The organism is Dyadobacter frigoris, from assembly GCF_005280585.1.
GTDB lineage: Bacteria > Bacteroidota > Bacteroidia > Cytophagales > Spirosomataceae > Dyadobacter > Dyadobacter frigoris.
Map to the genome: position 1 here is coordinate 64,151 of NZ_SZVO01000005.1, position 24,394 is coordinate 88,544.

Annotated in this window: 17 protein-coding genes; all 17 read right to left on the reverse strand. The window is 39.4% G+C overall.

Annotated elements, in window-relative coordinates:
- Positions 1-42 precede the first annotated feature (42 nt).
- Positions 43-978, reverse strand: coding sequence for an Rpn family recombination-promoting nuclease/putative transposase (locus FDK13_RS11650; RefSeq protein WP_137340177.1), 936 nt, complete (start codon positions 976-978; stop codon positions 43-45).
- A gap of 104 nt (positions 979-1,082) precedes the next feature.
- Positions 1,083-2,795 (reverse strand): GMC oxidoreductase, encoded by a 1,713-nt coding sequence (locus FDK13_RS11655; protein ID WP_137340178.1) that lies wholly within the window; start codon positions 2,793-2,795, stop codon positions 1,083-1,085.
- Positions 2,796-2,861: 66 nt separating this feature from the next.
- Positions 2,862-3,383 carry a gluconate 2-dehydrogenase subunit 3 family protein gene (locus tag FDK13_RS11660; RefSeq protein ID WP_229216016.1) on the reverse strand — a complete coding sequence of 174 codons (522 nt, stop codon included), beginning with the start codon at positions 3,381-3,383 and terminating at the stop codon, positions 2,862-2,864.
- A 47-nt stretch (positions 3,384-3,430) separates the two neighbouring features.
- On the reverse strand, positions 3,431-4,672 hold the full coding sequence (locus FDK13_RS11665; RefSeq protein ID WP_137340179.1) for an MFS transporter: 1,242 nt from the start codon (positions 4,670-4,672) through the stop codon (positions 3,431-3,433).
- 132 nt (positions 4,673-4,804) lie between these two features.
- A complete protein-coding gene (locus FDK13_RS11670) occupies positions 4,805-6,457 on the reverse strand; it encodes an FAD-dependent oxidoreductase (protein WP_137340180.1) in 1,653 nt (550 codons plus the stop codon).
- 23 nt (positions 6,458-6,480) lie between these two features.
- Positions 6,481-8,490: an FAD-dependent oxidoreductase gene (locus tag FDK13_RS11675; RefSeq protein WP_137340181.1), complete on the reverse strand. Its 2,010-nt coding sequence runs from the start codon at positions 8,488-8,490 to the stop codon at positions 6,481-6,483.
- Between the two features lie 37 nt (positions 8,491-8,527).
- Positions 8,528-9,964 carry a RagB/SusD family nutrient uptake outer membrane protein gene (locus FDK13_RS11680; RefSeq protein ID WP_137340182.1) on the reverse strand — a complete coding sequence of 479 codons (1,437 nt, stop codon included), beginning with the start codon at positions 9,962-9,964 and terminating at the stop codon, positions 8,528-8,530.
- A 24-nt stretch (positions 9,965-9,988) separates the two neighbouring features.
- Positions 9,989-13,315 carry a TonB-dependent receptor gene (locus tag FDK13_RS11685; RefSeq protein ID WP_229216017.1) on the reverse strand — a complete coding sequence of 1,109 codons (3,327 nt, stop codon included), beginning with the start codon at positions 13,313-13,315 and terminating at the stop codon, positions 9,989-9,991.
- Positions 13,316-13,536: 221 nt separating this feature from the next.
- Complete coding sequence (locus FDK13_RS11690) at positions 13,537-14,661, reverse strand: FecR family protein (protein WP_137340183.1); 1,125 nt, start codon at positions 14,659-14,661, stop codon at positions 13,537-13,539.
- 118 nt (positions 14,662-14,779) lie between these two features.
- Positions 14,780-15,388, reverse strand: coding sequence for an RNA polymerase sigma factor (locus tag FDK13_RS11695; protein WP_137340184.1), 609 nt, complete (start codon positions 15,386-15,388; stop codon positions 14,780-14,782).
- Positions 15,389-15,467: 79 nt separating this feature from the next.
- The gene (locus FDK13_RS11700; RefSeq protein WP_137340185.1) at positions 15,468-16,151 is read right to left on the reverse strand and encodes a hypothetical protein; all 684 of its coding nucleotides are present in this window, start codon (positions 16,149-16,151) and stop codon (positions 15,468-15,470) included.
- 229 nt (positions 16,152-16,380) lie between these two features.
- On the reverse strand, positions 16,381-17,481 hold the full coding sequence (locus FDK13_RS11705) for an Ig-like domain-containing protein (RefSeq protein WP_137340186.1): 1,101 nt from the start codon (positions 17,479-17,481) through the stop codon (positions 16,381-16,383).
- Between the two features lie 65 nt (positions 17,482-17,546).
- Entirely contained in the window at positions 17,547-18,236 is a 690-nt protein-coding gene (locus tag FDK13_RS11710) for a hypothetical protein (protein WP_137340187.1), read from the reverse strand.
- Between the two features lie 785 nt (positions 18,237-19,021).
- Positions 19,022-20,494: a hypothetical protein gene (locus tag FDK13_RS11715; protein ID WP_137340188.1), complete on the reverse strand. Its 1,473-nt coding sequence runs from the start codon at positions 20,492-20,494 to the stop codon at positions 19,022-19,024.
- 272 nt (positions 20,495-20,766) lie between these two features.
- Positions 20,767-21,492, reverse strand: a complete 726-nt coding sequence (locus tag FDK13_RS11720) for a LytR/AlgR family response regulator transcription factor (RefSeq protein ID WP_137340189.1) — start codon at positions 21,490-21,492, stop codon at positions 20,767-20,769.
- A complete protein-coding gene (locus FDK13_RS11725; RefSeq protein WP_137340190.1) occupies positions 21,489-22,550 on the reverse strand; it encodes a sensor histidine kinase in 1,062 nt (353 codons plus the stop codon). The genes FDK13_RS11720 and FDK13_RS11725 overlap by 4 nt, the downstream gene beginning before the upstream one ends.
- Before the next feature lie 125 nt (positions 22,551-22,675).
- Positions 22,676-24,256 carry a sulfatase family protein gene (locus FDK13_RS11730; protein ID WP_137340191.1) on the reverse strand — a complete coding sequence of 527 codons (1,581 nt, stop codon included), beginning with the start codon at positions 24,254-24,256 and terminating at the stop codon, positions 22,676-22,678.
- Between the last annotated feature and the right edge of the window lie 138 nt (positions 24,257-24,394).

A 24,394-nucleotide genomic window follows, 5' to 3' on the forward strand; every position in this document is an offset into this window, starting at 1 on the left:
ACTCAGCTTTTGCTTTATGAATACATAAACCTCAAATAGTTTCTATAATTTTTCAATTTCTTTTTCCGACAAACCCGTTAACTCCTGAATAAGGGAAATTTCCATTCCTTTATTCTTCATAGCCAATGCGATTTCTTTTTGATTTTCTACTTTGCCTTCTTTAAAACCTTCTACTTTGCCTTCTTTAAGACCTTCCGCTTTACCTTCCTTCAATCCTTCCTTCAATCCTTCCTTCTTACCCTCAGCTTTACCCTCCTTAATGGCATAACTCATAGTACTGTAGTTATCCCATTTTATTTTCAAACTCTGATCGTAGGCCATTTTTTCTTTTCCCGTTAGATTGCTGACTTCTGCAATGTTAAACAATTTACTAAAAACTGGTTTACGTAAAAATACAGGAATTTTATCTAACCTGCTCATATTCTTCAACAAAAACAACCAGTTGTCCAGTTCTGAGGTTAGCTCATTTTCATTTTTCAAAAATTTGGGAATTTCGATAAAAACAAAACCAAGCTTATCATAAAATACCTCCAGGGTATCCGTCTTCATTAATTGAATTCTATGCAAATACTGTTCACTGTGTGTATCGTCAAAACTGAAATCCATAATGCCAATCAAATAAACCGGCTTCAGATGATAATTCCACTGTGGCCCTCCTTTGGGTGCTTGTTGTGTTATCAAGGATGAAGTGTAGTATAAAGAACGGTCTTTAAAATATTCCTGACGAACACGCTGCATCTCAATTATAAATTGTTCTCCGTTCGAGCCTGTACAAAGCAGATCGAAAATTGTTTTCCGATTTTCGGCCGAGTGACCAAAATGTTCAGTTGGATTGTAGGTCAGATCAACAATTTGCCTGTCTTCTCCCATGACCTGGTTAAGAAAATCTATTAGCAAATCTTTATTGGGCTCGGAACCGAATAATCTCTTAAAACCAAAGTCGGTAAAAGGGTCGATAAATCGTCCTGTCGGTAGCATATCCATATTTTTTAGTGTGTGTAATTTTCAACGCAAACATACAAAAAAGGGAGTCAAGTTTTGAAAACTTAACTCCCTCCGGAAATTTCTTAAATTCTCAATTATTACAAATTCTTCGCCTTCATCTGCTTTACTGCATAATCCACAGAGCGCGCAGAGAACGCCATATAAGTCAGCGACGGGTTCTGAGTCGAGGTTGATGTCATTGACCCACCATCGGTAACAAAAACATTCTTCGCTGCGTGCATCTGATTCCATTTGTTAAGGATCGATGTTTTCGGATCTTTACCCATACGTACACCACCCATTTCGTGAATATCATTACCTGGATTTCTATGTCCGTCGTGTGAACGGATATTTTTGAAACCCGCATTCGTGAACATTTCAGTAACCTGTTCGATATAATCCTTGATCATCTTTTCATCATTATCGTCATAGCCGATATTGATTTTCAGCTGCGGCATTCCGTATGGATCTTTCAAATCCTTATCCAGTGCAACATAACTGCTTTCCTTAGGAATTGTCTCTCCCATCATGTGAGACCCAACATTCCAGTTCCCGTATTTCGTATCAAGCAGACTTGATTTCAAAGATTCTCCGATATCACTGCGATCAGAATAAGTCATGCGGTTTGCACCAAAACCTGCTGCATACCCTCTCAGAAAGTCGGTTTCCTGTTTGTAAACATTTCTGAAACGTGGAATATAACCGCTGTTAGGCCGGCGCCCATCCGTAGTAGAATCCAGAAAACCTTCATATTCACCTGAAACGGAAGCCCGGTAATTATGAAACGCAACATATTTACCCAAAACACCGCTATCATTACCAAGTCCATTTGGAAAACGTGACGAAATCGAATTCATCAGAATAAGATTGGTGTTCAGAGCCGCAGCATTTACAAAAATGATATTGGCATAAAATTCCATCATCTCTTTTGTATTCGCATCAATCACGCGGACACCTGTTACTTTTTGTTTTTTATCATCATAAATAACAGAATGAACAACAGAATGCGGACGCAGTGTCATATTTCCCGTTTTCATTGCCCAGGGAATGGTAGAAGCATTACTGCTAAAAAATCCACCAAAGGGGCAACCTCTTTCACAAATCGTACGATTCTGGCATTGAGCACGTCCCTGATCCAGATGAATTTGCTGAGGATCAGTAAGGTGAGCCGCACGACCAATAATGATATGACGATCTTTGTATTGTTTCGCGACCTGTTCTTTGAAATATTTTTCAACACAATTCAATTCATGCGGTCTTAAAAATTCACCATCCGGCAAAGTATCAATACCATCTTTATTTCCTGTGATGCCGGCAAATTTTTCAACATGGCTATACCAGGGCGCTATGTCATTATAACCAATCGGCCATTCTACTGCGAATTTATCTCTTGCCGGTCCGTCAAAATCAAACTGACTCCAACGCTGGGTTTGTCTTGCCCAAAGCAAAGATTTACCACCAACCTGATAGCCACGAATCCAGTCAAAAGGCTTTTCCTGAACATAGGGATGTTCATTATCCTTTACAAAAAAATGCTGTGAAGATTCCTTGAAATTATAACATCTGCTAACGATCGGATTCGCATCCGTTACTTCCTTGGGCAAGCGCTCCCTGTGATCAAACTCCCAGGGCTGCATGTTCGTAGTCGGGTAATCTTTGATATGCTGAACATCCCGTCCACGTTCAAGAACAAGCGTTTTCAATCCCCTTTCCGTAAGCTCCTTAGCCGACCATCCTCCACTGATCCCTGAACCGATGACGATGGCATCATAGGTACGGGCTTTTTCACTATCAATATTAAAATTCGCCATTTTGGTATTTTCTAATTCTTTTTCTAATCTCTGATCCTGAGTTCTTATCTATTTTCCGGGATAAACTTACCCTTTCACAACAGGAACGCAACCATGATATCTTGCAGGAATAAATTCGAAATGTGTCAGGTTAGTCATCACGTACTCAGACGACATATATCCCTGAATCGTCAGGTTTTTCAATAACCCGAAAAACCCTTTTGTTTCCGGATCAGTGCTTTTTTCCGATTCCTGTAAAAGTTGCAGTTGTTGGTTCTTGTTGGCCTCTGTAAAAGATTTCCCAAAACTTTTATTGCTTTGGACATCCAAACCTGCAATTCCTTTGTTAAAAGTATCCTGCGTCTTTTTATCGTAGCAATCGGTCACCATACGCTGCACAAATATTGCAACACCCAGTTCTCCAGCTCCCGGCGTATTGGTTGCGGGAATAATTGCCTCCACAACCCCTTTCAAAATCTCAGCCTGGCCAGCCTTGGAAAACTTTACTTTTCCAAGTGAAGAGTCATTCCAACCCGAAGCCCACGCTGGCAAACTCACCATCACTCCCATGGCTGCTGCCATACTTTTAAGCGCTACCCGTCTTTCCATTTTATTATTTTTCAATGATTAATAAATCTAAGGAATATGTTGTCTTTCTATTCCTCTAAAAAATCCAGATCACGACCATGCGTTTCCGGAATAGTAAGAATAGAATAAAAGCCCAGTACAAAACAAATCAACCCAACCAGTGCTCCAGAATCAATGACAGAAAAAGAACCTTTAAAGGACGCGAACAACGTCGTCATAACCACCACCATTCCACGTACCATGTTAGGAACAGTAGTTGCAGCTGTGGCTCTAAGGTTTGTACCAAATTGTTCTGCTCCAATGGTAACAAACATGGCCCAGTATCCGATCCCGAATCCAAGTAGCGTTGCAACCGTATATAAACTCGAAGCCGTTTTAATTCCCGTATACAAATAAATTCCGCTGCATATTAACGTAAAAGACATCATAATAAATACAGCCTTTTTGCGTGATTCCAGCCAGTGGCTTAAAAAACCACTTAAAAAATCTCCGACAGAAAGTCCGACATAACACCACATGATCGAAAGACCGGGTTTTATTGGTTCGGTAATACCCAGCGCTTTTCCAAACTCATTACTAAAAGTGGCCAAAATTCCAATTACAAACCAGGTTGGGAGCCCAATACCGATGCATTTCAGATATCTGAAAAATCTGTCTTTGTTGGTAAACAAGGCAAAAAAGTTACCTTTTGCTATATGTTTTTGACTTTTAACACCCTCAAAAATACCCGATTCAAAAACACCAATACGAAGTAAAAGCAACGAAATCCCTAAACCGCCACCGATGAAATAAGCATTTCTCCAGGCAAAAAATTCAACCGTAAAATAACCTACAATCGCTCCTAATAAACCGATCCCTGCTACCAGCGAAGTACCAATGGCTCGTAAATGTTTTGGTAAAATTTCTGAAACCAGTGTAATTCCTGCACCAAGTTCACCAGCCAAGCCTACGCCTGCAACAAAACGAAGTAATTTATAAGTGGTTGGATCTTGTACAAAACCACAGGCAATATTGGCAAGAGAATAGGTAATAATTGAACCAAAAAGTACAGAAAGACGCCCCTTTTTATCTCCCAAAATACCCCAAAGAATACCGCCGATAAGCAAACCCGTCATTTGCCAGTTTAAAATGCTTGCTCCGGTCAATGAAATTTCTGCTTCCGAAAGCCCAAGCGAAGCAAGACTTGGCAGACGAACAATCCCAAAAAGAAGTAAATCGTATATATCAACAAAATAGCCCAATGCAGCAACAATAACAGGTGCACTGAAAAGATGTGAAAGGTTTGAGCGAGGTGTTACCAGAGTATTCATTCTGTTATTAAAAATTTTTCAGGATTTTATGCAATATTATATAAAATAGCCGGACTATTATCCGGCTATATAGACTATAATTGATATAAAAGTTAACTTAGAATCAGGTTCTGATAAATAAGCATTATAAGCTTACAATTCCAGACGTTGTTTATCTTTCAATAGCTGCTCTTTTAGTTTGGCATAATCCACTTCCTGAACGGAAACGTTTCTGTCAATAGCCTGAACGGCGGCAGTCGCTGCGCTTTGTCCGAGGATCATAAAAACGGGTTCCATGCGGATCGAGCCGTAGGCAATGTGAGAACTTGATAAACAAACCGGCACCAGCAAATTCAGACAATCTTCTTTTTTTGGAATAATAGAAGCGTAGGAAATGCTGTAAGGATTTTTTGGATGCACACCAATATCTCCTTCATTTTGAACAAAACCATCTGCTTTTACGTAACGCTGCGCATTATGCGCATCCAATGAATACGAGCCCATACCCACAGATTCTGAAACAGCTTTTTTGCCTAATGTTTCATTTTCCGTCATCACTTCCTGACCGATCATCCGACGTGCTTCCCGCACATAAATCTGGTGCGGCCAACCGCCATTATCTTTAAATTCATCTTTTGGCAGACCCCAGTTATTCATTTCCTTACGCACATCTGCCGGCACTTTCGAATCGTTTGAAAGATAGTACATCAGGCCTTTTTGATAAAGCTCGTGTTCTTTGATGATCTCTTTTCTTCTTTCGTAAGTTGCATCCGGATAATCGTAATTCATGCCAATAAAATCGGTACTGAACGGGCCGTGATTATTTGTATCCGTTTTTTTATTTGGAATCGGATCGTATTTGTTAAAAGTTTCCGTCCAGCCCGCTTTGTAAACGCGTGCAAGCAGCTCATATTTAGAAGCATCGTATCCTGTAGGTTTTGGAAAAGGGATACGGTTATCCGGATTTCCCGACAAGCACATCCGAAAACAATAAGCCTGGATTTTGTTATCACCTGCTCCTTTTTCACCAATTTTCTCCGCGGAAACATAAGGCAGCAATCCACTTTTCGGATCGCCTTCAATTTTATACGGGCTTATGTTTTTTTGAAAATAATGACCGTGCTGAAAAACTTCCGGTTGAATTCCGTCCCATTCTTCATTATAAACACTGTTCGCCTCACGTCCTACATGATATTTCACTCCGGCAGCCGCCATAAGATCACCTTCATAAGTGGCATCGATAAACATTTTGCCAGTAAAAGTTTTTCCGGAAAGGGTTTTGATAGAAATGATTTTACCATCTTTTTTGGTTACACCTTTCGCTCGGTCGAGCCACTCATCTCTGTAAATTTTGATATTGTTTTCTTTTACAAAATCCTCAAAAATCTTTTCAGCAACATGCGGTTCAAAAATCCACATCGTTCTGTCCGTTCCGTCCATGGCGGGTGTGCCCTGGCCTTTGTTACCATAGTCTTCTTTTTTCTGCCATTTCCATCCTTCCGGTTTGTCATACTCCATGTAAACGCGGTGGTAAAATTCTCTTGACAAGCCACCGATTACTGATTTATTCCCGGTGTCAGTAAAACCAAGTCCGCCGGAAGAAAGTCCTCCTAAATGTTTGTCGGGGGAAATGACGATAACTGTTTTTCCCTGTTTCACCACCTGAACAGCGGCCGTTATCGCTCCTGAGGTTCCTCCGTAAATGATTACGTCCGCATTGTAAGAATCCTTTGTTTTCTCAGCTGAACAGGAAGAAAAAGAAAATGCGAATATGGCTATTGTTATCAGCCTCAAAATTTGTCTCATTATTTAATCGGGTTAGGTTTTAGTTATTTAAAATCAGGAACAAACAAAACGGCATCTGCTACCAAAGTACCTGTCGCAGCTTTTGCAGATATTTTCACATTTGAAGCGGTCCCTTTTGGAAGATTGAATTTGCCTACGTGAAACCATTCTCCGGAAGTCTGGCCTTCCACAACAATATCAGATTCCTTGACGACGATTTCTTTATCTGTTTTACCATCAGAAACTGTCAAATCCATTTCTGTCGCCAGTTTTGGGATTTTAGGAAAATAGGCGTAGATATTATATTCTCCGTTTTTGGTTATAGTCGGCGTAAAGGTTACCGAACGTGAAGATTTTCCATTATCATCAGCTTTGATAAAAGAAGGACCATAACCACCTTTTTTTTGAACTGTCCAATCTCCTTCTGTCTTGATATGGCTGGCATCTTCATTATCAACCAATATTTCAGGAGCCGAATTATTGGCCAGCGGATTGGTTTTAAGCTGGTGCTGCAATTTTACAATATCAATTTTCTGAACAGACGTTTTTCCTTCAATCGCCATCACGGCAGCTGCGGCAGATGATTGTGCGAGCACCATAAAAACAGGCTCCATCCGGATAGATCCATACGCGATGTGTGTTGCTGAAAGACAAACCGGAACCAGCAAATTGCTGCATTCGGATTCTTTTGGAACCAAAGAATTGTAAGAAATCGGGTAAGGACCAAAACCGCTATGTTCGACATTTCCTTCATTTTTGACCATTCCGTTGACCACAATCCGTTGGCAATTGTGAGAATCCATCTGATAAGCGGCCATTCCAACGCCATCCTTCACGACTTCTTTTCCTTCACAATTCGCCTGGGTCATGACATAATTTCCGATCATGCGGCGTGCTTCACGAATATACAATTGCGGTGACCAGTTACCCGAATCTGTATATTCATCTTTGGGATAACCCCATTTCAACATTTCTTCACGGATTGCCGGCAATACTCTTTCATCATGTCCAAAAAAGTAAAGCAGACTTTTCGTGTAGCTTTCATGACTATCAATAATTTTCCTTCTGGTTTTGTAATCCGCATCCGGATACTCATAATCCATACCAATCATGTCGGTAGAAAAACCGCCTCTGTTATTGATATCCGTTTTATTATTTGGCATTTTACTCCAGATAAAATAATCTCCAAGTTTCGTTTTGGCCGGTTGTTTCTGCATCATTCTTACCAAAAGATCAAACTGAGAAGGGTCGTAATTTTCCGGTTTGGATATTGGAATACTATTTTTTGGATCAGAAGTAAGACAAATACGATAATTGTATGCCTGTACTTTTCTATCTCCGCTACCATTTGGATCAAGACTGCCGGTTGCAATTCCCCATAACAATCCACTTTCCGGTTTTCCGGGAATTTTATACGGGTCCACCCCGTCCGGTAACTGATGTCCATCCTGTAACTGGACGCCATTGATGGTTTCTTTATAATCGGAATTTGCTTCCCTCCCTGCTTTATAAGAAACACCCGATTTTGCCATCAAATCACCTTCATAGGTACAATCAATATACATTTTGGCAGAAATAACCTTATTGGTTTTGGCTTCCGGATTATCACTTTTTTCCAAAATAATGGACTGAATCACTTTTCCGGATTTGTTGACCTTTGTGATTCTATGCTGATATAGAACTTTGATCCCTGCTTCATCCAAATACTGCTGAAGGTATTTTTTAGCAACATGAGGTTCAAAAATCCATTGTTCAAATTTCCCGTAATGCGCACCTATTCGGCGGTAAAAATCTCTGGACAAGCCAGTTATCGCATATTTATTCCCGATATCCGTATAACCCAGTCCGCCGGAAGTCATTCCGCCCAAATGGTTGCCAGGCTCAATCAAAATGACTGATTTGCCCATTTTCTTAGCCGTATAAGCCGCAATTACGCCTGCCGAAGTGGCTCCGTAAATGCAAATATCGGCTTGTTCCGGGGTCTCAGTCTTAGACTGAAACCCCGATAAAACAAAAGCAACGATGCACGCGATATGCGCCAGTTTTATTTTCATTTTTATCGATAATAAAATAAAAAAATAGTTCTACAACTCAATAACCCGGATTCTGATCAGTAGCAGTAAGCGCTTTATTATACAAAAGTTCGGAATTCGGAATTGGCCAGAGCATGTGTTTTTCAGCTACAACGATGTTTTTGACTTCCAGTATTCTTTGTTTTGCAATACCCAATCTTTTCAAATCCAGCCAACGTTTTCCTTCATACATTGTTTCATAACCCCGCTCCTGAACAACCTTTTCAATAAACGTAGTCAGGGTGAAATCAGCAAGTTTAAAATCGACAGGAGAAACTGTTTCAGTCGGATACCCGTAAGCTCTGCGGTGTACCTTGTTCAGACTTTCAAGTGCCGCGGCAGTCGGTCCGGCATTTGCGCGGGCATCATTTTCAGCGTGAAATAACAGCAAATCAGCATAACGGTACCATGGATAATCGTTACCGCCGCCATTGGTAGCACTTGGGTCCCGGAATTTTCTGTAAAGACAGGAATTTGGCCCTAAACCTATATCAACATTGTAAAGAATGTGTGTTTTTCTCAAATCCTTGATATCCCATTTTTTAATTACAGAATTCGAAACCGAATCCGTGTATTGTGCATATACGCCACCGGGACCATAATAATTATATACACTGGTTTTCCGGTGCGCATAACCTACCAATCCAAATCCCTGCTGACGATTGTATTTAAAGTAGAATATTTCTTCCGGTGTATTAACTACTTCCGGTCCGTAGATTTTTTGAAAATCCTCAGACTGTGAAACGGCCACCAGTGAAAATTTACCGGAATCGATAACTTCCTTGGCTTTGGCACTCGAAGATTTCCAATCTTCTTTGTACATATAAATTTCAGAAAGCAATGTTTTCGCAGCCCATTTAGACGGTCTGCCAATAGCCGCCGGAACATCTGGAAGTCCTTTTTCTGCTTCCAGTGCATCAGCCAGAATTAGTTCATAAACCTCTGCAACGCTAGAACGTTTCAAATCGGCAATAGTCATATTTGCTTCCGTTCTTATCGGCACACCAGACCAGTTGCGAACAAGGGCGAAGTAAATCAGCGAACGCAAATATTTCGCCTCAGCGATATATTTCACTTTGTCTGCGTCTGAAATATTTGTTCCGTTTGGCGCATTGGCTATGACAAGATTAGCATTCCGAATGGACTGATAAAAGTTATCCCAGATCACGCCTACCCGATTAATGTTGGTATTATCCAAACCCTGGTACAAACTTACAGGAGTCTGGCTCCCGCGGGAGTTACCATAATCAGCCAAACCTTCCAGCTGAGACGGATAGTTTATTGAAAGGCCATCGCTAAGACGCATCGGGCCATAAATTGCATTTACCGCCGCCTCTACTTCCGCAGCCGTATTATAGAAATTTTCTGACGCAAGCGACTTTGGTTTTTCAACCAGGGAATCTGTACACGACGCCAGAAGAAATGCTGAAAATATATAAATCAGTAACTTATTCATATCAATATTTTTTGCTTGTAAAATTTAAAATCCAACTCTGATCCCCACGGTTGTTGTTTTGGCAACCGGATATACATAATGATCTATACCCTGCAAAATAGAGTTTGAACCACCATAGGAATTGATTTCAGGATCATACCAGGAATATTTGGTGATCGTGAAAAGATTCTGGGCACTTACATATATCTGAGCATGTGTCATCCATTTGATGTTCAATTTCGACACCGGAACATTGTAGCTTAGCTGAATATTTTTGAATCTTAGAAATGAACCGTTTTCAACAAAACGATCAGAAACCTGTGGCTGTGAAGAAGTTTTTATGACCGGATATTTCGCATTAGTATTTGTTGGTGTCCAATGGTTTTCAAAAACATCTTTTGGCATGTTCAACGCCTGTCCATAATCATTTGTCTGATTAACTGCGCTAAGGTTAAATATGTCATTTCCCTGGCTGCCCTGAACAAAAATTGATAAGTCAAAATTCTTATAACTCATATTTGAACTTAGGCCATACGTAAATTTCGGATTTGGATTCCCGATGATTTTTTTATCACCAGCATCACGGACACCGTTATTGTTAAAATCTTCATACACAACCATTCCTTTTTCGTCATATCCTTTTGAAACATATCCGTAAAAAGAACCCAGTGACTCACCTTCACGCAGGATATTGATATTATCGTTTACGACAGAAATATTGATGGCATCTCCCAGGATATCATTTCCGCCATAAAGTTTGACAACCTTGTTTTTGTTGAAGGAAATATTACCCGCCAAATCCCATTTAAAATCACCTTGCAAAACCTTTGCATTTGCAGAAAATTCAAAACCTTTGTTTTGTATTTTACCAATATTCTGAATGGTGTATGCGTAACCTAAGGATGAAGGTAACTGTACGTTATTTAAAAGATCTTTCGTATTTTTCACATAATAATCGGCAGTAAAACTGAAACGGTTATTTAAAATACTAAAATCAATTCCCGCATCGGTTTGTGCCGTTGTTTCCCATTTCAAAGGCCCTGCAAGCCGAACTCCCGGCGCATAGGCAGTAGTAAGTGCATCACCAAAAACAACCTGAGAAGAAGCAAGCTGATTTAAGGTCTGGTAAGGATTTATAGCTGTGTTACCAGTCTGACCATAGCCGGCCCGTATTTTCAGATCAGAGATAAAAGGTATTTTTTTAATAAAATCCTCTTCTGCCAATCTCCATGCCAGTGCGGCTGATGGGAAATATCCCCATTTCTGACCTTCGCTGTAACGGGAAGAGCCATCGGCACGGAAACTGATTGTAGCTAAAATTCTATTATTAAACGTGTAATTAGCACGTGCCAGGTAAGATATTAATGACCATTTTGAAAACTTGGAAACTGGAATCCCTTGCGTTGCTGCTGCACCGATATCATAACTTTCCTGTGTATTGCTGATAAAACCGCTCCCGGTAGCATTTAACGCGGTAGATGTGTAATCCTGGTACGTAAATCCGGCAACAGCCGAAATACTATGCTTTCCAAATTCTTTACGATAACTGGCTGTATTTTCACTTAAAAGACTGCTGACCCTAGTCGTATTGATAAGCGCGCTTCCCTTTGAATTTACAAATCTATTCGTAGTATAGCCATTTTCCCGGTCATCTGTACTTTCGATACCGCCCATTGTTTTAAGTACCAATCCGGGAATCGGCTCAAAAGTCACAGCGGCATTTGCCAGTACTTTATTTGATTGGATATGATTTGTTTGCTCGTTAATAAAATTAAGAGGATTTACAATAGCGTTAGATCCCCAAGCGTATGTTTCTCCGAGATTACTAAGTGTTCCATCTGTTTTATGAGGAGCAACCGTTGGATAACCCGAAAGCATTGCAGAGATCAGCGAACTTCCACGGTTCCCCTGTCCCGAATTCTTGGTATCGGAATCAATGCGGCTTAACACAGAATTGACATCAAGTTTAAACTTTTTCCCAAGGTCAGAATTGATATTAAACCGAAGAGAATTCCGCTTGTAATTACTCCCAATGATAATGCCATCCTGATTGAAATTACTTCCGGAGATCGAAAATCTTGTTTTTTCACTACCACCGTTTACTGATATAGAATGGTTTTGAACGGGCGCGGATTGCAAGACCTGATCCTGCCAGTCGGTTCCTTTTCCGAAACCTGCAATTTGATCCTGAGTAAAATGCGGAGCCAAACCATCATTCGCTGCTTGTTCGTTATAAAACTGGGCATATTGCGTGGCATTCATCAAATCCAGTTTTTTCCTGATTTTCTGAACACCGTAATATCCATCGTATTCAACATTAATACGGCCATTTTTTCCTCTTTTTGTTGTAATTAAAACAACACCGTTGGCGCCTCTTGAACCATAAATCGCAGTAGCTGACGCATCTTTTAACACTTCAATGGATTCAATATCAGCATTATTAAGCAATGTAGGATTTCCTGAATATGGGAATCCATCAACCACATAAAGCGGCTCGTTACTTCCCTGAATGGAGTTGGTACCCCGCACACGAACGCTGATTGGACTTCCGGGAGCACCTGTATTTTGAGAAACGTACACGCCCGCTGCCCTTCCAGCCAAAGATTGCACCATAGAGGTCGCCGGATAAGCATTGATTTCTCCTGATTTGATGGAAGCAACTGAACCTGTCAAATCACTTTTCTTTACCTGTCCGTATCCGATTACCACAATTTCCTGCAAAGACTTATCTTCCAAAGCCATATTAATCGTCAAAGAAGACTGGCTGCCCAACACGATTTCCTGGGTTTTGAAACCAACAAAACTAAAAACCAGAACTGCTTTCGAAGCGATATCGTCTCCAACTTCCAGTTTAAATCCTCCATCAACATCCGTTGTAGTTCCTGTTTGTGTACCTTTCAAAACAACACTTACTCCTGGCAAACCCAGACCTGCTTCATCCAGAACTTTTCCGGAAATATTCCTTTTGGGCGCATTACTTTTTACCGGTGGCGTCGGTTCTGGTAAATTATCCATCCTTTTCAGGATTATGATTTTTCCCGACAATTCGTATTGCAGTCCAAGCGGAGTCAATATATCGTCAAGTACTTCATACAAAGGTTTGTTCTGCGCCGCGACATTAACTTTCCGACCCGATTGAATAAGCCTGGAGCTAAATACAAACCGGACATCCACTTGCTTTTCAACCTGATTAAGTACTTTTTTCACTTCACTTCCATTAGCGGTAATGGAAATTTTCTGGCTTAGCAGGGTCTGTCCATAGCTTTCATGTGCATAGCCCGAGCTGATAAATAAGAACGCCAGGATAAATTGTGTAGCCGTTATTCGCATAATCCAAAGTAATACCTGATGGTATTGTACTGGTTTTTTCATAGATTTGATTGTTTTGTTAAGCTTGAAAATTTGGCAAAATGATCCCCGCCTCCTTTTCGGAGGTATACTGGTGCTAACCTGGGGGGATTCGATCCGGAGTCGGTAATGCGGGAACATTACCGGCTCTTTTTGTTTTTAAATTGTTATGTTATAATCTCAAATAATATAAAGTTTAGTGTTAATAATATTTTCCGGGTTATCTGATTATCTTACTCTTGTAATTAATTCCTGCACCCTTTTCCATGAACTACAATCTGTCCATCCAGAATTTCATAGTTTGCTTCAATGGCTTTGCATATAATGGTTAACTTTTCGTGAAGTGTCTGGTTGTCAAGAATCGCGGTCAATGGACATCCTTCCAGCAATTCTTCGTCATAAAGAATATCAATTCCATACGTTTTTGCGATAGAATCAAAAACGTCAGTAACCGGGACATCTTCGAAAATAAATTGCGGGATCTGCGCTTTGGGGATAATAATTTCAGGCTTTTCAACCAATGTTTTAACCATACGAACTTGATCACGGGCATAAATGATCTTTTGATTTGGAGATAAAACAATACCTTCCAGTTCATGATTAGCGGTTTTCTCCTTAATGTCAGGATCCGACTGGGCAAAAACGGATACTCTTCCGGTTTTTACTTCAACAGTTATTTCCTTTGAAGTCTTATATGCTTTAATTCTGAAACTCGTACCTAATACTTTCGTAACCAACTCATTGGCATATACAAAAAAAGGACGGTTAGGATCTTTTGAAATATCGAAAAAGGCTTCTCCGGTTAAATAAACTTCCCTTTTCTTATTTGCAAAATTTTCCGGATACCGAATTGTGCTTAAAGGTGCCAGCGTAATTTTACTTCCGTCCTTCAACACAATTAATATAGAAGCAGATGTGGAGTTGATTTTCTCTGTAAACTTTTCTTGCTCTTCTGTTACAATTTCTTTTTGAATATTACTTAACTGATTATTACGATTAAACCCGGATTTTGCCAGCCAGCCAAAAAGAATAATCAAAGTAAACGATGCAGCAATTTTGAACCAGAATTTTCTATAAAACGGAATAATTTCAAAACCGCCTTTCGAAGTATTATCCCCAAGTAAAGGTTTTGTCCTTGAAATCGTTTCTTTTACAATTTCAGCAATTTCCAGATTCGATATTTCCAATTCTTTTACTTGCAGCGACAAAACGATCTGTCTGGACTGATTGATTTTTTCAGCCATTTCAGGGTTTTCAGACAGCCATTCTTTCCATTTATTATCCGTTTCGCGCGTGGGTGAAAGTACCCATTGACGAAAGAATGTGTCCCAAACAAGATCTTCTATTCCGTAGTGTTTATAATCATTCATATGCTTCCATGTCATCTATCTTACGATAGACAAAAACATATCGGACATACCATTAATTTTTAAAGTATTTCTAAAAAAATTGATAAAACAATTATTTTGGTAGATTTATAACTTCAATTTATATAATAAAATGAATAAGAAAAAATATGAAAAGCTCTGATTTCCAATGCTTTTTTAACTGTTTGATAGCAATTTGAAGGAGGTTAGATACGGTTTGCGGAGAAATATTCATAACCTCGGAAATCTGGCTGCGATCCATTTCCTGAAAATATTTTAGATAAACTACTTCCTTTTGTCGCAACGGAAGTTCATCCAACAGTTTTTTTAGCTTTTGTGTGACAACAAGACTGGATTCATTTTCAATGTATTCTTCTTCCACAGAAAATTCAATCTCAAAATTTCCATTGATTTCTTCAACGGAATTATCAGACAATAAGGGTTTTGACATTGCACTTCTATGCATAAGGCGGCGTAGTGATGCCATTAAATATGGTTTGACGGCAATATCATGGCTGAGATTCTGCCGCCGCTCCCATAATATTAGAAAAAGATCCTGAATATTGTCTTTAACGAATTCTTTATCCCTCGAAAATTTGCTTCCATAACGAAATAACGTTCGAAAATGGAGCGTCATCAGGTGATCAAATGCTTCTACTTCTCCGGCAAGAAACCGCTGCCAGATGATTTTATCATCCGGAACTTCTTTCAAGTGGGTAGTAGAATGCATAGGTTTTTTAGAATTATACTTCAAAATAACACAAGCATACTACAAATCGCAATAGATTTTATATAATTATTTCTAATAATCAATCATTATTATGTAAAAGTAAAATATTAGTGATATCACGGATGCGTAAATTTGTAAATCGGACCCGACCTGCACCTCTCCAAAATCGGATTTCGAAGTTTGACAGTTTGGTAATTGAATAAACTAATGAACCTGGATATGCTTTGGCATCATCTGCTATTAACTCATCGTTAACCCAAAGATCATATCTACCCGGCATTACTTTATATTCCGGTTGCGCACTTTCTGGTTTTCTGTAAATTTGACCATCCACTGAATTATTAAGAACCCAGGTAATAGTCACAAGCGTTTTAAGAGGTAAAATACTACTATTTTTACCCATTTCTACATCGTGAACTTGGAAACCTGATGATAAAAAATTTAAAGTAAATCTACTAAACAATAGGTTGTTGGGGGTAATCTGATTGTTATCAGGATTAAAATTTTCTCCCGAATAAAAAAATACGGCATTAGCCCATGTTTCATTTATTTCCTCAACACTAAAGGAAATCTGAATATAAAGAGTTTCTGGATTTGGAGAAAAAGGTACTGCCTGAAGCGCTTTAAGATAACCTCCGGTTTGTCCATTTTCCAAGATCCTGACCATATCCATATAACCAGAACCAAATTCAAATTTTGAAAGTACCGGATTTGTTGTAATCAGGTGACTGAATTGGCTTACACCCAAAAAATTTTCCTGCATATAATTGGTCTGCGCGAACGAAAAACTAACAGTAAACGTAAAAAGCAATATTTTTAAAGCTCCAAATCTCTGGTAATATTTAATCATAATCAGCAAGTTATAATTAAAGTAAATACTGAAAGTTAGACGCTGACACCGGTATTGGTCACTTGGCTTTTTTGTACAAAACACAAAACTCCTTTTCTGAGACAAGCTCAAAAAAGGAGTTCCAAACTATTTCTAACCTTTTTTAATTAAGATGAACAATTTTAAAAACGCGCACCATGCCGTCTTCCTGTTCCAGGTGAATGAGGTAAGTCCCCGGAACATAAGATTTCATATCTATCCTCATCGATGCGGAAGAAACCTGCCCGTCAAACATCACCCTGCCGTAAGAATCTATCAGGCGGATCTTCCGGACTCTTCTGTTGTTAATAACGATTTGCAATACATCATTGACCGGATTTGGATATAGTTTCGCCCAGGAAAATTCCGGAAAATTCACCGATTTGATACGACTATAGGCAAAAGTACCATCCAGGTCAATCATTTTTAACCGGTAATAATTCATTCCGGATTCCGGTATGCTGTCAACAAAATTGTATTTGTTATTTGCGTTACCATTGCCAACTGCTGCCACCTTACCCAGCTGAATCCAGTTCTTCGCATCTGTACTTCGTTCAATTTCAAAATGGTCGCTGTCCAGTTCAGCTGATGTAAGCCACGTTAGCAACGAGGCTAAACCTTCCTTTATGGCATCGAAGCTAATCAGTGTCACTGGCAAAGGAGGTGTCGTCAGATCAACCGTTACGGTTGCCACATTGGTACCTTGCCCGTTTTTGTCAGTAACACTGTAAGTAAACGTATCAAGACCTTCGTAACCCGAATTAGGTTTGAACAAAAACTTCCCGTTTTTCTTAAAAACCAAGCCGTGTGCAGGAAGCCTAACAACTACCATCGTTGTGGTATCCAGGGCCGCACATAAAGACTGATCATTTTGCAGAACATCCAGAAGAAGCAGCTCGTTATTTTGTCCTGAAATCCTGTCGTCGACGGCAATAGGGACATTGTAAGTAAGCTGAATAGCCATCGAAACTCCTGAACTGCAGCCTTCTAAATTCAGTGCAAAAACGGTATAATTCCCCTCATCGGATACTGTCAATTCCTTTCCGGTCTGTCCTGAAACAATTTCTCCGTTTTTGTGCCATTCGTAACTGTTTGCATTAGATGATTCAGCCATTAACCGTAACGATGTCCCCTTACATATAGAAACCGGTTTTGCACCGCTTTGCGCAAAAGCGCAAGCGGGCAAAATCAGTATAATGAATATGAATAAGGGTACGAATCTCATGGATTGATTTAAATGATATTCTGCTTGTTTTATCAAAACATAGTGAATAGAAATAAATACAAAGCTTAGTTAAGTGTAAGTGTAGGTACCACAGGAAGCGGCAAATTGTTATTGATAGTCTTAGTTGCTCCTGTAATTGCATTAAGTATTTTTGTAGCCGTTGGTATAAAATTACCAGTGGTTGGCAATACATAAGACACTATGGCACTGTAAGTACCAGCAGCATTAACATCAAGTACGCTAGATGTGCCGGTATCTGTTCCTGTTACATCCACCGTTCCTTTTTTCCAGGCAAACGGAGAAAGAGTAACATCGAAAGCACCTAATCCGGTAACGGTAACACTTGCTGTAAGTTGTGTAGCAAATGCCAACTGATCACAAAAATTTTCTTTTCCATCCGGAGTTGTGATAGCCACTGTCAGTTTAGGCAATACTATAATCGTATGATCCAAAATTGAAGAAACGCAACTCGTTACCTGATCTACCACTCCAAAAGACAATTTATAGCTTTGTGCGGCACTACCAGAAGTATTATGGAATATATGCGTATAAATCCCGCCAGCTGTTGTTATTGTTTCAGTTGCAGTCCCCTCTAGTGTCCAAAGAAATTGTGACAAAACAGTACCACCTGGGATTACCGGAGTAAGTGTGAAAGAATCTCCATCCAAAACATAAAAGACACTGGCTTTCGACGAAGAAACAGCCATAACAATAAGCATAAAGCCCAGGCAAAGAGAAGTAATGATCTTTTTCATAACATTGATTTAATTTAAGAAGATTTACGTATTGATTGTTTTTTGGGGACGGGAATCACATTGATACCATCCATTCTGTTTTGTAATTTTAATAGCGTCCCTTTTTCTCGTTGAATAAAAGGTTTTGTCAAACACATTTCTTAAAAGTTTTGACATAGAGGAGTCAACATCTTTTCAATAAAGATTTCTAGGATTGAGTGAGAAATATTACCTGGTAATACACCGGCTTCAATGGTATAGTAATGTGTTGTAAAGACCTCATTTTATCCTGGTGATTATCCCTGCTGAATAAATATAAATTTGTCCAGTGATAAGCAATTCGCATGAATCTGGTAAGTCCGAAGGCGCGGACATGGCGGAGCAAGCGTCTTTTTCATAATGAATTCACTTTTTAATTGATTAAAGAAAGTTTACGTGTTACTGTTTTTTTATCTAAATCGCCATATGCTTAAATTATTACACTATTTTTAATTTAGAACGTATAACAATATACGCCCATAAAATTAGGGCATAGCTAGCCTGCATGCTTCACATACCGTTTTTCAAAACTGAAGTGAGGAGCGTTTATTCTGATAACAGAATTGAATTCAACAAAACTTCTACCTGGGATTTAAAGCCAACAGGAAATTTTGAAAGATTAATTCAAAGTTTGGGAATTGCTTTGCCTTATAAAAAAGGCACGTTTGAAGGCGAGGACTTCAGCATAGAGGAGTAATTGTTTTTTCATAACATTACAGATAATTAAAGTGAGAAATATTTAGTCAAATAGCTTATAAATTCTTTTTTCAAGGTGTTAGAGCAACCGAAGGAGTGACCGGCGGGTTGACAACATTTACAGTAACCTTAGTTCTGGATGACGGAGAACCTGTACTGCTGCTTTCACAGCCAGATTTCTGAATATCAACGTAATAACTTGACTGCCCAACAGCTGTTAAACCCGTTAGCGCTAAATTTTGTCCGCCGGTACCGGAACCTCCTGCTAAAACGGAGTACCACTTATAAGTAAAACTTCCAATATTTTGAATCGTACTCTGGGTAGTACTGGCTGCGAGTGTAGCAATACCAATGTTGGTACAGGCCGTAATATTTGATGATGCGGGAGCAATCGGCACCCGTCTGACATCAAAAATGTTAAAGCCGTTTGCGCTTCCTGACAAAAGGCTCCCAAGAAGACTGGCTGTGACATTGAAAGTCACTACGACCCTGTCGAAGACAGCAGGATTTCCACCAGCATCCTTTGGCGTCAAATATGCGGTAATAGAATTTGTAGAAGTTCCAAGCAAAGTTGAAGATAACAAATTCAACGATAATAATTCGTTAAATGGTGTTGCAGTTCCAACAAAGGCAGCTCCGTTAAATGCCTGGATAGTCAAACTGGAACCTATATCAATCGAAGCCAAAGCTGATGCTGAACCTTTCGAAAAAATAATCCTCACAGCATCTCCCGCATTTGACAATCCATTGAAGTAAAAAGTCTGTTTCATTGTTCCCGCAATTGAGGCAGTTATCGAGAACGCTGTTGCACTTGTAAGCGAATTATCAATTGCACTACCAGGAGATACAAAGGAAGCCAGTGTCACAGCTCCGCTACTCTCAGTCTCATCGACATTCGGCAGCCCACAATCAGCTACGTTGAAAGGGAAGGGATTTGTATCATTGGTAGCGCCAGGTCCATAAAAAGCATAATAAATATCTACCGACCCATCACCCAGCACAGCGCCCGCAGCCAATGTTATTCTAATGGATTTAAAGTTTGCCGTTGGCTTAACAGCAAAATAAATATTCCCGTCAGCGGTGTAATAAATTTTGGGAGCAGCAGCAATTGTAACTGGATTAGCAGTTCCGGTGTTCGTAGAGTATGCAGTAAACGTTAATCCTGCCCCTCCTACCAGGCCCAGTAATCCTGCCGCAGTTGTAGTTGCTTTAACATAAACCGTTGTGTTGGCTGGAACTACTGCATCTGTCGGCGTCGAGACAAAAGCTAACTGTATCCAAGCTGATGCACTACCCGTGAGAGTGCTTAGTGCGGTGGCTTTTAACGTTGTAAATTTTGCATTCGGTTTTGTAAAACTCGCATCCGTCGTGTTCGATATCGTATTCGTAATTGCGTTTTGAGGATTATCGACACTGGCACTTGATATACCAGCATGTGGATTACCATTTGTTTGCGAACTGGCATACACAGCATCACTGGGCTGGCAATAACCAACCCCATTCAACAAGCAAATAAAAATTAGTGGGTATAACAATCTGTTCATACACATGTACAAAATCCAATATCTTGTAGAACTATTTCTAGCCTAATGCAATGATATAGAATCTTTACTACATTCCAAATTATTTTTCAAAAAATTAAAAAATAATTTTGTTAACGGTACGCTGGCCTGTTTTTCATGTATTTAAAAAAATATTTCAAACAGCCAAATTGCATCTTATTTATATATCAGCAGCTAAAATAGTATCAAAAAAGTTAAAATATCACTACCAGATATTTTAACTTTTTTGTGATTTTTCTCAGTGAAGAATTACATTATCCCCAACGCAATAATAATTCCTTAAATGCATCCTTGTACTGATCACCCACCGAAATATTTGTAGTACCCAGCTGGACCGTACTTTTTGTAATAGAATCTACTTTATCAATCGCTACTACAAAAGACCGATGAATTCTCATAAAGCGGGTAGCCGGAAGTTTTTCTTCGATGGCTTTCAAACTGCTTAATGAAACGACCGGATGTGTTGAGTTGACCAGATGTATCTTGATGTAATCTTTCAATGATTCAATGTACAGAATATTATCGAAATCTATCCTTACCAGTTTATAATCTGCTTTAACAAATAAATACTTTTCGTCCTGGCTTTCAGGAATTAGCTGATTTTGTACCAATCCCTCAAAATGATTTTTTGCTTTGTTAGCAGCCCGAAGGAATTCTTCATAGCCAAATGGTTTTAGCAAATAATCCAGTGCATCCACTTTATATCCTTCAATTGCAAACTGATTATAAGCTGTCGTAAAAATAATTTTTGGTGCAGAAATCGTCTGGCTTAATACTCTGGCCAGTTCCATTCCATTTAATTCCGGCATTTGAATATCAAGAAATACAAGCTGCACATCTTCTGAATGAATGGCGTTAAGAGCCTGCACTGCATTCGAATACTGCCCCTTGAAGTCTAAAAATGCTGTTTGCTTAACAAATGCGCTAATCAGACCTAAGGCCAGCGGTTCGTCGTCTACGGCTATACAATTTATTTTCATGACATGTCAATTTGCAATTCAATATAGAAATTATTTTCGGCCTTATTATCTTCAATAGTGAGCTTATGCTTGCCAGAATATAATAAATCCAGTCTTCTTTTTGTATTGCTCAGACCAATTCCGCCACTATCCATCACCAGTGCATTCTTTTCATGAAAGACATTATTTTGGACCCGTAGTTGTAATATGTCTTTTTCAACTTCAATTTCTATTAAAATAGAAGTTTGTTGAAACGCACTGATCCCATGTTTAAATGCATTTTCAATAAAAGGAAGGAGCATCATCGGAGCAATCATATAATCTTTCAGCAGCTTTGGCTCTTGGAAAATCACTTCCGTACTTCCATGCAGCCGAAGTTTCATCAGCTCGATATAATCTTTTAAAAATGAAATTTCATTGTTTAAAACTGCTTTATCGCTCTGTGTTTCGTACAGCAGATAACGCATCATCCTGGACAATTTAAGCAAAGCATCCCGCGACAAAGTGACATCGGTGAAAGACAATGCGTAAATATTATTCAGCGTGTTGAAGAAAAAATGCGGGTTTATCTGCGCTTTCAAAAAGGAGAGTTCTGAGCGGATTTGTTGCTTTTCCATATCTTCACGAAGCAGTGCGTCGCGCTGCCAGCGTTGAATCACGGCCAGGCTCGTGCTTATGCCCAGGACCAAAAGTACCGTCATCAATAAAAATCCATCCAGAATACCTTTTCTTCCCGGCGGTCTTGGTCTCCTCATAATCTTTTCCATTTCCTGCGAAACATGAAGCAAACCGTCAAAATTATAAATCAGGTATAGTGCAAAAAGTGTCGCAGCAACAATCCACATGGAAAAAGGCACCAACTTATTTTTCAATAAGTATTCAGGCACAAAATAATATGTATTAACATAAAAAAGAATAACCAAAATGCACAGATGAGCGGTTTGTTTCGCCCAAAAGACATCTGGCAATTTCACATTCCATGTCAGTGGATGGTAAAAAATTAAGGTAAAGCCAAACAATGCCCAAGCCAGCAAGTGGACAAAAATCGTTACTACCTTTTTTGATGTTCCTGTAATCATTCTCATTTATTTAAAGAACAAGATTAACAGGATATGAAACCAAATCAAAGTCTATTCGATGCATAGATTATTTTTCATGATAAACAACCGTTTGATATAGAAGTACGGAATTTGGTTCAGTAAGCTTATCTGCTGCCACCGGAGTCTTTTATTTTAGCCAGTTCTTCTGCCATCAATTTAACCTTGTTAGGATACTGTCCTGCCAGATTATTTTTCTCGCTAATATCTTTGCTCAAATCATATAATTGCGGTTTCGGATCATTCCCGAGTTCCGTGCCTGTAAGTTTATTAAACGGCTCATTTGTGTTTGGTTCAATATATTTCCAGTTTCCTTTTGTAAACGAAAGTGCACCACCTTGTTTCACAATACTTTCCCGTCCGATTTTTTCTTTTCCAATCAGCGCATCCATAACTGCAAAACTATCGGTTGCATCCGTGTCTTCAATTTTTTGTTGAAAAAACCTGGCAAAAGAGGATAATAAATCAATCTGGCAGATCAATGCGCTTGAAACAGTTCCCGGCTTGATAACCTCGGGCCAGCGGGCAAGCCAGGGAACACGTGTTCCACCTTCAAAAGCGCTGTATTTTCCTCCGCGAAGTACACCGGCAGGTTTGTGGCCAGCTGATAGTTCAACCGCCTTATCGGCATAACCATCGTCAAGTACCGGGCCATTATCACTTGAAAAAATAACCAGCGTATTTTCTTCCAGATTCAGTGCTTCAAGTTTTTTCAGAATTTCGCCAACGGTCCAATCCATTTGTAAAATCACATCACCACGCAATCCCATTTTACTTTTTCCTTTGAATTCGGTACTCGGCATCCGCGGGACGTGAATGTCGTTCAATGAAAAATACAGAAAAAACTGATTTTTTTGGTTCTCTTCGAGAAACTGTTCCGCTTTACTTAAAAATACATGCGCAATTTCCTCATCCGCCCAACGCGCCTGTTTTCCGCCACTCATAAAACCAATCCGGCCGATACCATTCACGATCGTATTATTATGCCCGTGACTGGCAGAAGATTGTAATTTTAATAATTCAGGATTTTCCTTGCCTGTCGGTTCCTTACCAACCTTTTCTATATAATTAACTTCAATCGGATCTTCTTTTTCATAACCGACAATATTGTGGTTCTCAATAAAAACGGTTGGCACCCTGTCGGAGGTTGCAGGAAAGAAATAGGCATAATCAAAGCCGATTTCATTAGGCCCCACCTGAAGGGGCTTATTCCAGTTAATATCTTTTCCGGGCGAGCCCAATCCCAAATGCCATTTTCCAATGGCTCCGGTTTTGTAACCCGCATTTTGAAAAACCTGCGGCAGGGTAATTTTGTCAACAGGGATGATCAGCGATGCATTTCCGGGTAAAACGCCGGTTCCCTTTTTACGCCATGGATAATTTCCGGTCATCAACGCATATCGTGAAGGCGTGCAGGTTCCGGAAGTCGCATGCGCATTTGTAAATTTGAGACCTTCTTTGGCAAGCCGGTCAATATTGGGCGTACTGATTTTGGTAGCTCCGTAAGAACTCAAATCGCCATAACCAAGATCATCAGCATAAATGAATATGACGTTGGGTTTTTGTTTTTTTTGCGCAAAAACAAGAGGCGGGAAGAGCGAGGTAATGACTATTGCAAAGGTAAAAACTGTTACCAAATTATTTTTGTGTTTAAGTATTCTGATAACTTTTTGAGTAATAAAATTCATATAAACGCGGGTTAAGCAAACTTTAAATGATCGGGTTCGGGTAATTTCAGTGTTAAAATATCAGGTCAAATATAAGTCTAAAAAACAAATCCCGTGACAGGGATCAGCCATCACGGGATTTCAATATTTTTTAAAAAG

What these genes read in the sequence shown, in the direction of transcription:
- FDK13_RS11660 (WP_229216016.1), bottom strand. Translation starts at nt 3,383, where the DNA reads ATGGAAAGACGGGTAGCGCTTAAAAGTATGGCAGCAGCCATGGGAGTG.
- FDK13_RS11685 (WP_229216017.1), bottom strand. Translation starts at nt 13,315, where the DNA reads ATGAAAAAACCAGTACAATACCATCAGGTATTACTTTGGATTATGCGA.
- FDK13_RS11670 (WP_137340180.1), bottom strand. Translation starts at nt 6,457, where the DNA reads ATGAGACAAATTTTGAGGCTGATAACAATAGCCATATTCGCATTTTCT.
- FDK13_RS11680 (WP_137340182.1), bottom strand. Translation starts at nt 9,964, where the DNA reads ATGAATAAGTTACTGATTTATATATTTTCAGCATTTCTTCTGGCGTCG.
- FDK13_RS11715 (WP_137340188.1), bottom strand. Translation starts at nt 20,494, where the DNA reads ATGAACAGATTGTTATACCCACTAATTTTTATTTGCTTGTTGAATGGG.
- FDK13_RS11710 (WP_137340187.1), bottom strand. Translation starts at nt 18,236, where the DNA reads ATGAAAAAGATCATTACTTCTCTTTGCCTGGGCTTTATGCTTATTGTT.
- FDK13_RS11700 (WP_137340185.1), bottom strand. Translation starts at nt 16,151, where the DNA reads ATGCAGGAAAATTTTTTGGGTGTAAGCCAATTCAGTCACCTGATTACA.
- FDK13_RS11675 (WP_137340181.1), bottom strand. Translation starts at nt 8,490, where the DNA reads ATGAAAATAAAACTGGCGCATATCGCGTGCATCGTTGCTTTTGTTTTA.
- FDK13_RS11705 (WP_137340186.1), bottom strand. Translation starts at nt 17,481, where the DNA reads ATGAGATTCGTACCCTTATTCATATTCATTATACTGATTTTGCCCGCT.
- FDK13_RS11730 (WP_137340191.1), bottom strand. Translation starts at nt 24,256, where the DNA reads ATGAATTTTATTACTCAAAAAGTTATCAGAATACTTAAACACAAAAAT.
- FDK13_RS11695 (WP_137340184.1), bottom strand. Translation starts at nt 15,388, where the DNA reads ATGCATTCTACTACCCACTTGAAAGAAGTTCCGGATGATAAAATCATC.
- FDK13_RS11720 (WP_137340189.1), bottom strand. Translation starts at nt 21,492, where the DNA reads ATGAAAATAAATTGTATAGCCGTAGACGACGAACCGCTGGCCTTAGGT.
- FDK13_RS11665 (WP_137340179.1), bottom strand. Translation starts at nt 4,672, where the DNA reads ATGAATACTCTGGTAACACCTCGCTCAAACCTTTCACATCTTTTCAGT.
- FDK13_RS11725 (WP_137340190.1), bottom strand. Translation starts at nt 22,550, where the DNA reads ATGATTACAGGAACATCAAAAAAGGTAGTAACGATTTTTGTCCACTTG.
- FDK13_RS11690 (WP_137340183.1), bottom strand. Translation starts at nt 14,661, where the DNA reads ATGAATGATTATAAACACTACGGAATAGAAGATCTTGTTTGGGACACA.
- FDK13_RS11650 (WP_137340177.1), bottom strand. Translation starts at nt 978, where the DNA reads ATGCTACCGACAGGACGATTTATCGACCCTTTTACCGACTTTGGTTTT.
- FDK13_RS11655 (WP_137340178.1), bottom strand. Translation starts at nt 2,795, where the DNA reads ATGGCGAATTTTAATATTGATAGTGAAAAAGCCCGTACCTATGATGCC.